This window comes from Methylobacterium sp. C25 (genome assembly GCF_021352225.1).
Lineage (GTDB): Bacteria > Pseudomonadota > Alphaproteobacteria > Rhizobiales > Beijerinckiaceae > Methylobacterium.
Genome location: NZ_JAAUVI010000001.1, coordinates 934,659 through 946,604, shown reverse-complemented (window position 1 = coordinate 946,604; position 11,946 = coordinate 934,659). Strand labels below are relative to the sequence as shown.

11 protein-coding genes are annotated in these 11,946 nt (G+C 67.0%); 2 read left to right on the top strand and 9 right to left on the bottom strand.

Translation table 11 applies throughout. The features are described 5' to 3' along the window. Positions 1-92: 92 nt before the first annotated feature. Both HCU64_RS04500 and HCU64_RS04495 read right to left on the bottom strand, forming a co-directional pair. A complete protein-coding gene (locus HCU64_RS04500) occupies positions 93-434 on the bottom strand; it encodes a hypothetical protein (RefSeq protein ID WP_233382554.1) in 342 nt (113 codons plus the stop codon). Between the two features lie 195 nt (positions 435-629). Then, positions 630-2,108 carry an MFS transporter gene (locus HCU64_RS04495; protein WP_233382553.1) on the bottom strand — a complete coding sequence of 493 codons (1,479 nt, stop codon included), beginning with the start codon at positions 2,106-2,108 and terminating at the stop codon, positions 630-632. Positions 2,109-2,228: 120 nt separating this feature from the next. On the opposite strand from HCU64_RS04495, the gene HCU64_RS04490 reads away from it, so the two are divergent. Further along, complete coding sequence (locus tag HCU64_RS04490; protein ID WP_233382552.1) at positions 2,229-2,531, top strand: hypothetical protein; 303 nt, start codon at positions 2,229-2,231, stop codon at positions 2,529-2,531. On the opposite strand, the gene HCU64_RS04485 is transcribed toward HCU64_RS04490, so the two are convergent. From HCU64_RS04485 to HCU64_RS04470, 4 genes are read right to left on the bottom strand one after another with little or no spacing between them, the layout of a single operon-like run. After that, positions 2,515-3,633: an ABC transporter permease gene (locus tag HCU64_RS04485; RefSeq protein WP_233382551.1), complete on the bottom strand. Its 1,119-nt coding sequence runs from the start codon at positions 3,631-3,633 to the stop codon at positions 2,515-2,517. The two genes, HCU64_RS04490 and HCU64_RS04485, sit on opposite strands and share 17 nt — an antisense overlap. A 46-nt stretch (positions 3,634-3,679) precedes the next feature. Beyond that, on the bottom strand, positions 3,680-4,603 hold the full coding sequence (locus tag HCU64_RS04480; RefSeq protein ID WP_233382550.1) for an ABC transporter permease subunit: 924 nt from the start codon (positions 4,601-4,603) through the stop codon (positions 3,680-3,682). After that, positions 4,604-6,196, bottom strand: coding sequence for a peptide ABC transporter substrate-binding protein (locus HCU64_RS04475; RefSeq protein ID WP_233382549.1), 1,593 nt, complete (start codon positions 6,194-6,196; stop codon positions 4,604-4,606). It lies immediately after the preceding gene. Positions 6,197-6,240: 44 nt separating this feature from the next. Continuing rightward, complete coding sequence (locus HCU64_RS04470) at positions 6,241-6,678, bottom strand: GlcG/HbpS family heme-binding protein (protein WP_233382548.1); 438 nt, start codon at positions 6,676-6,678, stop codon at positions 6,241-6,243. A 143-nt stretch (positions 6,679-6,821) separates the two neighbouring features. On the opposite strand from HCU64_RS04470, the gene HCU64_RS04465 reads away from it, so the two are divergent. Continuing rightward, on the top strand, positions 6,822-7,538 hold the full coding sequence (locus tag HCU64_RS04465) for a dihydrofolate reductase family protein (RefSeq protein ID WP_233382547.1): 717 nt from the start codon (positions 6,822-6,824) through the stop codon (positions 7,536-7,538). A gap of 60 nt (positions 7,539-7,598) precedes the next feature. On the opposite strand, the gene HCU64_RS04460 is transcribed toward HCU64_RS04465, so the two are convergent. The 3 genes from HCU64_RS04460 to HCU64_RS04450 form a co-directional block, all read right to left on the bottom strand. Continuing rightward, positions 7,599-8,144, bottom strand: coding sequence for a hypothetical protein (locus HCU64_RS04460; RefSeq protein WP_233382546.1), 546 nt, complete (start codon positions 8,142-8,144; stop codon positions 7,599-7,601). Between the two features lie 17 nt (positions 8,145-8,161). After that, a complete protein-coding gene (locus HCU64_RS04455; RefSeq protein ID WP_233382545.1) occupies positions 8,162-10,084 on the bottom strand; it encodes an ABCB family ABC transporter ATP-binding protein/permease in 1,923 nt (640 codons plus the stop codon). A gap of 99 nt (positions 10,085-10,183) precedes the next feature. After that, positions 10,184-11,743 (bottom strand): LysM peptidoglycan-binding domain-containing protein, encoded by a 1,560-nt coding sequence (locus tag HCU64_RS04450; protein WP_233382544.1) that lies wholly within the window; start codon positions 11,741-11,743, stop codon positions 10,184-10,186. Positions 11,744-11,946: the final 203 nt, after the last annotated feature.

The window sequence follows — 11,946 nt, the reverse complement described above, 5'->3', positions numbered from 1 at the left end:
TCCTGCCTCCGCGCCACACGCGCTCGATAGCAGGTGTTGGGGCCAATGGCATCGCAGCCGCCGGCAGAACGGCGGCTGCGCGGATCGTCCGCTTACTCGGCCGAAGCGACCTCAACGATGTCACCGCGGCGCTTGAAGGCAATGGTGGTCTCGTTGCCGTCGGCACCGATCGTGCCGGGGATCGAAAGGTGCACCGTCTGGTCGGCCTTCAGGGTGGTGGCCAGGCGGATGACCTGCGGACGTTCAGCACCGGAATTCACGGCGGCGAGGGTGGCGACCACGCGGTAGCCATCCTTTTCCACCGTATAGAAGGCCGAGCCCTTGAAAGAGCCGAGGTCGATGGACTTGCCGGCAGCCGGCTTCCACTCGGCGGCGGAAGCAGCGGTGGCGAGCGTCAGGGCAGTCGCGGCAAGGGCGAGGGAGATCGTGCGCATGTGGGTGGACCTGTGCGGTTACTGTCCGCCGGGAGTGCCCGTACGGAAAGCCGGTAGCACCGGGAGACCCGAATATGCGGGCAGATTGCTGCACCGCAAATATCTCATTCTGCAGCGCATCAATGCATGTGTTGCATATCAAAATGATTTTGTGGCCATGCAACCGCTTCTGGCGCATGCGTGCCGAGTGGGCCGTCAGGCGGCTGCAAGTGGCTTGGAGACATCCTCCAGTGACCTCCCTTCGGCAGCCGTCCCCCAGATCCAGCCGACCACGGAAGCGACGGCCATCAGGGCTGCTCCGATGAGGTAGCCAACGAAGACCCAGTCGCGCGAGCCGGTCTCGACAAGCGAGCCGAACAGAAGCGGCCCCGACACACCGCCAATGCCCGTTCCGATCGCGTAGAACGCAGCGATGGCGAGGGCTCGGATCTCCAGCGGGAAGGTTTCAGCCACGGTGAGATAGGCCGAACTCGCTGCGGCACTGGCGAAGAAGAACACAACCATCCAGGTCGTCGTCTGCCCCACAGGCCCGAACACCTCGATCTTGAACAGGTAGCCTGCGCCTGCGAGCAGCAGCGCCGAGATCCCATAGGTGAAGGCGATCATCGGCCGGCGGCCGACGGTATCGAACAGGCGCCCGAGCAACAGCGGACCGAGGAATGAGCCCAGCGCGAAAGGCAGCAGGTACCAGCCGACATGGCCGCCCGGCACGCCGTAGAAACGCTCGAGCACCAGGGCGTAGGTGAAGAACAAGGCGTTGTAGAAGAAGGCCTGGGCGATCATCAGCGCGAGGCCGACGAAAGTCTGCGTGCGGCTCGTCCGAAGCATGGCATTGGCGACCTCCGAGAGCGGCGTGTGACTGCGCGTCTTCAGCTTCATGCGCTTGCTCTCGTCCACAGGCGGAAGCGCGATGCCCTCGTCCGTGAAGCGCTTCTCGATACCGCTCACCACCCTGTCGGCTTCCGCCGTGTAGCCGTGCGTGGCGAGCCAGCGCGGGCTCTCTGGGATCCAGGTCCGCAGCAGCAGGATCACAAGGCCGATGCCGCCGCCCACGAAGAAGGCGATGCGCCAGCCATAGGTCGGGTCGATCCATTCCGGCTTGAGGACCGCGATGGACAGGAAGGAGCCGAGCGCCGCGCCGATCCAGAACGAGCCGTTGATGACGAGGTCGGTCCAGCCGCGCACCCGCGCGGGGACGAGTTCCTGGATGGTCGAATTGATCGCGGTGTATTCGCCGCCGATGCCCGCCCCCGTGAGGAAGCGAAACACGCAGAAGCTCCAGATGTCCCAGGAGAGGCCCGAGGCCGCCGTGGCGGCGAGGTAGAGGGCGAGCGTGATGAAGAACAGCTTCTTTCGGCCGATGCGGTCCGTCAGCCAACCGAAGCCGAGGGCGCCGACCACTGCGCCGATGAGATAGGAGCTCGCCGCGAGCCCGACGTCGAATTCCGAGAACGACATCGGCGGCTTGCGCAGAGCCCCGACGAGGGCGCCGGCCAAGGTCACCTCGAGCCCGTCGAGGACCCAGGTGATGCCGAGCGCGATGATGACGAGAACGTGGAACCGGCCCCAGGGCAAACGGTCGAGGCGGGCGGCAATGTCAGTGTCGATTACGGTGCCCATGGGCACCTGCTCCGGCGCTCCGGATCGTGCCTGTCCCTCGACCTTGCTCGCCATGACGCCCCATTAACTTCGATTCAACGCAGCTGTTGGGAACGCATTGCGACCCGATTCGGCCACCTCAGGCTGGAAAGATTTCTCATGGCTGAATGAGCCCATCGCTCGGGCCACGCCGTCATGACCACCTCGTTCCGGATCACCACGCTCTTCCTCGCTGCCGGCTTCACCGGTGCGCTGGGGCTGACCGCAGCACCACCGCAGGCGGCCGATGGCACGCTGGGCCGCGATCGGGAGGTCGTCGACCTTTCGGGAGCCGAGCGCTGGGCCTTGCGGCCGACCCATGTCAGCGCCGCCGCCAACCTCGTGCAGCGGTCGGGCCTCAAGGAGGCGCCGCTGTCGGCACTTCCGGAGGAACGGCGCGCCGTCCGCGTCGTCTACCAAGGCTATTTCGACGCAAGCGCAGTCAGCTCGGCTCGCTGAGCCTCGGGTCGAGGGCGTCGGCCAAACCGTCTCCCAGGACGTTCAGCGCAATCAGGCTGACCACCAGGAAGCCGGCGGGCGCCCCGAGCATCCAAGGGGCGGATTCCAGCGAGCGCGAGCCCTCGGCAATCAGCACGCCCCAGGAGGTGGCCGGCTCCTGCACGCCGAGGCCAAGAAACGACAGGAAGCTCTCCAGCAGGATCACTCGCGGCACCAGCAGCGTCGCGGCGACCACGATCGGGCCGAGCATGTTCGGCACGATGTGCCGGGCGAGGATGGCCGGCGTGGTCAGCCCGAGGGCGTGGGCGGCACGCACGAAGTCGCGGCTCTTGAGCGCGAGCGTCTGCGTGCGGACGATGCGGGCCATGTCGAGCCACTCGACGGCGGCGACTGCGACCAGCACCAACCAGAGCCCGGCGCGAAAGAAGACCAGCAACACGATGACGAAGAAGACGAAGGGCAGCGCGTAGAGGATGTCGACGATACGCATCATCAGCGCGTCGCCCCCCCCTCCGAGCATGCCCGAGACCGCGCCATAGGCCACGCCGACGAGTAGCGCGACGAGCGTCGCGGTCAGCCCGATAAGCAGAGAGATGCGCCCGGCTACGAGGCAGCGGGTGAGGAGGTCACGCCCGACAACGTCGGTGCCGAGCAGGAAATAGAGTCGCTGGATCGGTGCCTCGACGACAAGACGCCTGCCATACTCGGCGCGCTCCAGGACTCGCGCCGGACCGAACAGGTCGGAGCGCGGCAAGTAGCTCAGGCTGCGTTCGTTGATCGGCTTCGGGGACGTCAGTGTCAGCCGGACCGTGTGATCGCTTACCGAATACTCCTCGACCGTGAGCCGCATGCGGAAGGCGAGTCGGTCGATGGCGGGTCGGACCGCGTCGGGCTTCGGGTGCGCAGACAGGCTCGGCTTCACGCGGACGAGATCAGGATAGATACGGCTTGGCGCATGACCCGTGAGGAGGGGGCCGAGCAGGCAGGCAAGGCCCACCGCGATGAGCATCACCAGCGCTGCCAGTGCCGGGCGGTTGCGGACGAGGCGGCGCCGGGCGAGGGCAGCGAGAGACGGTCCTCGCGGGACAGCCAGGGTGATCATCGCGCGATGTTCCACGTGAAACACGCGCCATGCGGATCGGTGCCCGTCACGCGCCGAGCCTTAGCCGTGGGTCGACCACTGCGGCCAGCAGGTCGGCGATGAGGTTGAATATCACTACCATCACCGCGACGAGCACGACCGTGCCCATGACGAGGGTGTAGTCGCGGTTCAGCGCGCCGTCGACGAAGTAGCGTCCGATCCCCGGCAGCCCAAAGATGGTCTCGACAACCACCGAACCCGTGAGCAGCGCCGCCGCCACCGGCCCGAGTGTGCTGATCACAGGCAGCAACGCGCCGCGAAGCGCCTGAAGAGCGACGCGGTAGGGCGGCAGGCCCATGGCGCGCAGCGTCCGGATATGAGGCTGGGCCAGGACTTCGTTCAGCGCCGAGCGCGTCAGCCGAGCAACGGCAGCGACCTGCGGCAGAGCCAGCGTCAATACGGGCAGCACCAGGTTGCGCGGGCTGCCGCCTTCCCATCCCCCAACGGGGAGCCAACCAAGGCTCAGCCCGAACACGATCTGGAAAAGGGGGGCGGTGACGAAGGTGGGCACCGCAAGCCCGAGGGAAGCACCGAGACCGATGAGGCGATCAGAGAGCCTACCTCGCCGAAAAGCCGCCATCGTGCCCAGGGCCAGACCGAGCGCGAGTGCCACCACGAGGGCCAATGCCCCAAGCGTCGCCGAGACCGGCAGGCCGCGGGCGAAAAGGTCGTTCACGGTAAGATCGCGGAAGGAGAAGGACGGGCCGAGATCGCCTTGCGCGAGCGAGAGCAGGTAACGGCCATACTGCACGATCAGCGGCTGATCGAGGCCGTAAATGCGCTTGAGGTTCTCCATCGCTGCGGCCGGCAGCGGCCGCTCCAGATCGAACGGGCCGCCGGGCGCCAGCCGCATCAGGAAGAAGCTCAGGGTCACCACGACGAAGAGCGTGGGGATCGCCTGGAGCAGCCGTCGCAGGGCGTACCCGATCATCTATGACAGCGAGAGAAAGCGCGTCGGCGCGACGTTGCGCAGGTTCGGATGGATGCCGTGAACGCGTGGCGAAATCAGTGCCTTCGAGCGGTAGTGCAGCACCGGGATCCAGGGCAGTTCGTCCAAGACGATCCTCTCGGCATCGAAGAGCAGGTCGGCCCGCTTGCCAATGTGGCGCTCGGTGGCGGCCTGCCTCAGCAAACCATCGAACGTCGCGTTCGACCAGTGGCCCGCATTGAAGCCGTCGTTTCCCGTCCTGAGCAAAAACAAGAAATTCTGCGGGTCAGAGTAATCGGCGTACCAGGACATCCGGGCGAGATCGAAGTCGCCGCCATCACGCAGATAGGCGAAATGCGTCTTGGCATCGGTGTTCACGAAGCGTGTCTCGATGCCTATGCCGCGCCAGAGGTCGGCGAGGGCGATTGCGGTGTTGCGGTTATTGTCCGTCGTATTGAATCGGTACTCGACGGTCAGCGGCACCTTGCCCGGCCCGAATCCCGCTTCGGCCAGCAGCAACCTCGCCTCCTCCTCGCGATCGATCGGCAACGCCTCGCGACCAGCGAGCTCCGGCGGATCGCGGTAATTGTCGAGGCCCGGTGGGCACAGCGAATAGGCTGGCGCCATGCTGTCGCCCCAGACGGCCTGCGCCAGAAATTCCCGGTCGATGACGAGGGAGAGGGCGCGGCGCACGCGCGCGTCGTCGAACGGCTTTTTCCGCGTGTTGACCGCGATCGCCATAAGCCCGAGGGCGGGCGCCAGTTGTACCTGCTCGCCGAAGCGCTGTTTGAGTGAAGGGATCTGGTCGGCGGGCAGGTCCGACAGAGAGTCGATCTCGCCGGCCGCGTAGCGGCGCACAGCGGAGGATAGATCGGGTGTCGGGATGAAGGCCACGGTCTCGATGGCGATGCGCCCGGCATCCCGGAAATGCGGGTTCTTTCGCAGCGTGATGCGATCGTTCGGCACCATGTCGACGAGGCAATACGGGCCGTTCGAGACGAGCCGGCCCGGCCGTGTGAAGGCATCCCCATACGACTCGATCGACGGCCGGTGGACTGGCATCGAGGTCTGATGCGTCAGAAGTTCGAGCAGGTAGGGCACCGGCTCGGACAGGGTGACGACGACAGTGCGTGTATCGGGTGCGGAGACACCGAGGCTTTCGGGCGCCGCCTCTCCACGGTTCACTGCCGCCGCACCGCGGATCGGATAGAGAACTTCGGCGTAGCGAGCGCCTGTCTTCGGATCGAGCATGCGGCGCAGGCCGAAGACGAAATCCTCTGCCTTTACCGGATCGCCGTTCGACCAGCGGCCATCGTCCCGCAAGGTGAAGGTATAGGTCAGGCGGTCGTCCGAGACCGTCCAGCTTGCGGCGGCGCCCGGGATCAGCCTGCCGCGATTGTCGTAGGTGAGCAGGCCCTCGAAGAGATCGCGCAGCAGGTGCGCCTCCGCCACCGTCGAGGTCTTATGCGGATCGAGCGTCTCGGGGTCGGCATCGTTGCCGCGTCGATACAATGTCGTCCCAGCGCGCGCCGGCGTGCCGAGCGAGAGGCCGAGCGCTGCGCTGCCCTTCAGCCAGGAGCGTCGGGCGATGCTCATGCCCGTGCGCTCACAGAGACGGACGCGGATGCATCCGGCGCGGCTCAGGCGCCGGTATCGGCGCGAAACCCTGCGGCCTCGATGCCGGCGACGGCGCAGATCTCGTCGTTGTCGGAGGTGTCGCCCGAGATGCCGACGGCGCCGACGACCCGGCCCTCCCCGTCGCGAATCAGTACGCCGCCCGGCACTGGCACCAGGGCATCCGGACCGACGACATGGCTGACGGCGGCGACGAAATGCGGCTGCTCCTCGGCCCGCTTCGAAATCGCTCGCGATCCAAGCCCGAGCGCCAGCGCGCCGTTCGCCTTGCCCCGGGCGATCTCGCCCCGGCGCAGCGAGGTCCCGTCCTCCGCGGCGAGGCTCTTCAAGGCGCCACGACCGTCATAGACCACGACGCAGAGCGGCTTCAGGTTCCGCTCGCGGGCCACCTGGAGGGCAGTGGCGACGAGGGTCTGGGCCGAGGCGAGCGTCAGGTCGGACATTCGGTTTCCCTTGATGGGCCCGTTGCAGAGGGCGCACGTCGATAGCGCGGATGGGCAGGGTTGCAAACATGCGCCCTGCCCTGGCGATCGCGCGTGTGCGGCCCAATTACCGGCTCCGACCCCTCGCCCGAAAAAGAACCCGCATGGCCGCCAACGAACGCCCTTATGTCATCTGTCACATGACCAGTTCGGTCGACGGCCGGATCAAGGTGAGGCGCTGGACGACCCTCGATGCCGACGACCATTACGAGACGATCCACAAGCGCCTCGAAGGCGATGCCTGGATGTGCGGCCGCATCACCATGCAGGGCTACGCCGACAGCGCGAAGCCGCTGGGGAAGCAGCCCGATGCCGGCCAGCCGATCGACCGTGAGGACCACATCGCCTGCAAGGATGCCTCCGGCTACGCCGTTGCGCTCGATGCCCGCGGTGCAATGGACTGGGGTGCCCGCAACGACATCGAAGGCGACCACGTCGTCGTCGTGCTCACGGAACGCGTCGCGGACGACCATCTGTGGCGCCTGCGGGCCGGCGGCCAGTCCTACATCCTCGCTGGCGCAAGCGAGGTCGATTTTCCGCTGGCCCTGCAGAAGCTGCGCCGCCATTTCGGGATCGCGCGGCTCCTCCTCGAAGGCGGCGGTGGCATCAACGGCTCGATGCTGAAGGCCGGGGTGGTTGACGAGTTGAGCCTGCTGCTGGTGCCCGCCGTCGATGGGCTCGAAGGAACGCCGGCCGTGTTCGATATCGAGGGCACGGAAGACGAGACTCTGGCGAAAACCCGCCGGCTGGAGCTGAAGAGCTGCGAGCCGCTCGACGGCGGCACGGTCTGGCTGCGCTACGGGATCAGCGCCTTGGAATAGCTCTGCGTCTGTCGTCCCTCCGGGGCTCGCTGAAAGCGAGAATCGGGAGTGACGGTGATCTCACTGCGCCGCCCCGCAGGTGCTCACCACCGCGCGAAAATCATCCTCGGCGACATCGCTGCGCCGGAGCGTGACCTTCTTCGGTCCCGCCTGGAGCCGAACCTCGTTAGCGCTCCAGATCGCGACCCAGATTTCGCGCGCCTTCTCCAGGCTGACGCCGGTGACGTCCCAATTGAAGGTATAGTCGGACAAGGCGACCTTGGTGACGTGCAGGGACCAGCTCTGGCCGCCGACCGAGACACTGCCCTTGCCCGCGGCCTTGTCGAACACGGCAGCCGTCTGCTTGGGATCGAGGTTGAACGCCGTCGCGAAGAAGTCGCCCGGGCCGGTGCAGCCGATCTCGGCGATGAGGCATTCGAGCGAGTTGTCCTCGTCGCAGAGCGAGTCGTAGAGCACGATCTTCGCGGCACCGTCGTCCTTGGCGATGCGCGAACGGGGCGCAGCCTCGGCACCGAGCGGCATCAGCCAGGCCAAAGCCAGAGTAACGACGAGCCGCAGGATCACGCTGGCAATCTCCCGACGGCCAAGATCGGGCCGTCGGCTCATCGATACCGCGGATATGGTTAAGGCGCCGCAACCTCGAGAACGCGTTCGTCCTCGTCAGCTTCTTCCTCCGCGTGCTCCAGCGCCTCGCGGGCCTCGTCCTCCTGGCGCTGGCGGTTCCAGAGGGCGGCGTAGACACCCCCGCGGCCGAGAAGCGTCAGGTGGCTTCCACGCTCAACGATGCGGCCATGGTCGAGCACCAGGATCTCGTCGGCATTGACCACGGTCGAGAGGCGGTGCGCGATCACCAGCGTGGTGCGGCCGCGGCTGACCCGATCAAGGGCGGTCTGGATCTCGCGCTCCGTGAAGGAATCGAGCGCCGAGGTCGCCTCGTCGAGGACGAGGATCGGCGGTGCCTTGAGGATCGTACGGGCGATGGCGACGCGCTGCTTCTCGCCCCCGGACAGCTTCAGCCCGCGCTCGCCCACCGGCGTGTCGTAGCCCTCGGGCAGGCTCTCGATGAAGCGATCGATCTGGGCCGAGCGGGCAGCCTCGCGTAGCTCGGCTTCGCTCGCGTCCCAGCGGCCGTAGCGAATGTTGTAGCCGATGGTGTCGTTGAACAGCACGGTGTCCTGCGGGACCATGCCGATGGCCGCGCGCAAGCTGTCCTGCCGGACCCCGGCGATGTCCTGGCCGTCGATGAGGATGCGCCCTCCCTGCGGCTCGTAGAACCGGAAGAGCAGGCGCGAGAGCGTCGACTTGCCGGCGCCCGACGGGCCGACGATGGCGACGGTACGCCCGGCCGGCACCTCGAAGGAGACGCCGCGCAGGATCGGTCGGCTCGGGTTGTAGGCGAAGCGCACGTCCTCGAAGCGCACGCTGCCGTTTGCGATGGCGAGGCTTGGCGCGCCGGGCCGGTCCGCGATCTCGGGGTTCTGGTCGAGGATGCGGAACATGTCGTCGATGTCGATGAGTGCTTGCTTGATCTCGCGGTAGATCATGCCGACGAAGTTCAGCGGGATGGCGAGCTGCACCAGCATGGTATTGGCCAGAACGAAGCCGCCGATCGTGGCGCGCCCGGCCATGATGTCCCGCGCGGCGAGCCACATCACGCAGGTCATGCCGAGGGTGAAGATGATCGCCTGCCCCGCATTGAGCACGGCGAGCGAGACGTAGGTCTGCGTCGATGCCTTTTCGTATTTCGCCATCGAGACGTCGTAGCGCTCGGTCTCGCGGGCCTCGGCGCCGAAATACTTCACCGTCTCGTAGTTCAGGAGCGAGTCGACCGCCTTGGTGTTGGCGTCTGTGTCGGAGGCGTTCATCCGCTTGCGGATGCCGATGCGCCACTCCGTCGCCTTCCATGTGTAGACGAGGTAAGCGGCGATGGTGACGGCGACGACCGCCGAGTAGTGCCAGTCGAACTCCCAGGTGAGCAGGCCGAGGACCAGCACCAGCTCGACAATGGTCGGCACCAGCGTCAGCACCATGAGGCGCGACAGCTCCTCGATGCCGGAGCGGCCGCGTTCCAGCACGCGGGTGAGGCCGCCGGTCTTGCGCTCGAGATGGAAGCGCAGCGAGAGCCGGTGCATGTGCGCGAAGGTGCGGAGCGCCAGCCGCCGGACGGCGTGCATCGCCACTTTGGCGAACAGCCCATCGCGGATCTGTGTCAGCCCCGCCATCGCGATGCGCGAGCCGCCATAGAGGGCGATCATCGCCGCTGGGATCGCCCAGATGCCGGTGGACGCCGTTTCGCCGTGCCCGGCCTGATTGCCGCCGATGGCGGCGACGAGGGCGTCCGTCGCCCATTTGAAGGTGAAGGGCATCACCATCGTCACGAGCTTGACCACGAGGATCAGCGCGAAGGCGATGAAGATGCGCCGCTGCAGGTCCGGCCTTCCGGCCGGCCAGAGATGGGGCCAGAGTCGGCGATAGGTGGCGAGCAGCCCCGGTCGCTGCTGCGCGGCCGGGGCGTTCTCCGCCGCAGGGGCGGGGGAAGCTGTCATTTGGAAGCGTTCTTACGAGGCGGGGGTTGGCCCCGCATATAGGGGCGGTCACGCGAGAGCGCAGCCGCCGCGAGGCTCAGCCCTGCAATGCGGCAGCCGTCAGCCGCGGTTCGGCGCCTGCTGGTCGGCCGCGGGCGCATCCTTCGGCATCACGAAGATCTGGCCGGGATAGATCAGGTTCGGATCACGGATCTGGTCACGGTTCGCCTCGTAGATCACCGTGTAGCGCTTGCCGTCGCCGTAACTCTTCCGGCTGATCTGCCAGAGATTGTCGCCGCGAATGATCTTCGCGGTCTCGATCTCCGGAACGAACACGGCGGCGGCCTGGTCGGACGGGGCCGGTGCGGCTTTCTCAGCCAGTTCCATTGGCGCACTGGCGGAGCCGAGCGCGGATGAGGGGGCGGTTGCTGCCTTGGCGTCGGCTGCCGGGGTTTTGGCTGCGTCGGGCAGCGTCGGCGCCAGGGCCTCGGCGGTGCGACGGTTGGCCTCCCGAGACGGCATCGTCTTGTCCGGGCGCCCTGCCCCGGCCACGCTCGGTGTCTCGGTTGCGGCCGCGGTCTTCGGCGCAGATGCCGGCTTCTCCGCACTGCCCGTCGCCGGAGCCGCCGGCTTCGCCTTGGGCTGGGCCTGATCCTTCGATGTGGTCTTTCCAGGCTCCTTCGCGGCGAGCTGCGTTGGGAAGGTGAAGGCGACCTGCGCCCGGTTGCCGACCTTGCCGGCGTCGGATTCCACCTGGTCTAGCCGGATCTGATAACCGCCGGGCTTCACGCCGCGCCCGATCGTGAAGGCGATGCGGCCATCCGCGCCGGCCTTCCCCGAGGCGACCAAAGTATCGTTGAGATAGAGGCGCAATGAGGCCCAGGCGGCGCCCTGCCCGGAAACGAACAGGCGTCCGCCGTCCTGCGCATCGACGCTGACGATCTTCACCGGTGCGGCCTGCGCGGAGGCGGCCGCTCCCGGCAACGCCGCATCCTCTTGCGAAGGAATGGCGGGCGGCGTCGCATTCGATCCCGAGGCCTCGGCAGCCTCCTTGCTGGCCTCGGCGACCGGACCAGGCATCGAGAGGACACGGGTCGGCTTGTCGGGTTCGCTGACGGCGACGAGCGGCTGCGCCTTCCTGTCCTTGTCGATTACCACCACTGCGCTCGCCTTGCCCTCGACGATGTTGCCGTCGGGCGTGGTGCTGCGAAGGGTCAACTCGCTGTTGCCGGGGGGGAGAGAGAGGCTGTCGATCGCGAACTGGCCGGACTCGTCCGCGATGACGCGAGCGACGGTCTGGTTGTCGCGCCGCAGCTCGATCGCCGCCTTCGGCGTGGTGCGGCCGGCCAGGACCGCGTCGCCCGAGGGTTCGACGCGCAGGATGTCGAACTTCGGCGTCTTGTCGTCGCCCTGGCGGGTTTCCGCTTGCGAGGCCTCGCCGGGACCGGCAAGAGCATCCCTGCCCGACTCGATGGCGGCTTGGTCACCGGGAGCTTTGGGCGCGGTGGTGGTGCCGGTCTTCGGCAGGTCGGCCGCCGATCGGGATGTCTCGGTCGGTGACTGGGCACCCCGGATGCGCTTCAGAAGGTCTCCACCGCCAAAGAATGTCGCGACGATGGCGAGCCCGACCACCAAACCCGTGCCGGCGAGGGCCACCATCCGTCCCATACCCGCCGTCATCGTGCTCCACTCCCTCAGCCAGCCGCGGCGATGCCGCTGCCCGCGCGGGTCTGTCGACAACCCGTCTAAATCTCATGGCATATTACTGAACATGACAGGAACACCAAGGCACGGGAGCGCCCAAGGGGGCGAATACCGAGGGGTTGGGCGGATCTCGTCCGTTCAGTCCCAGCAGGATTGGGATCTCGCGGCGGCCAAGACTG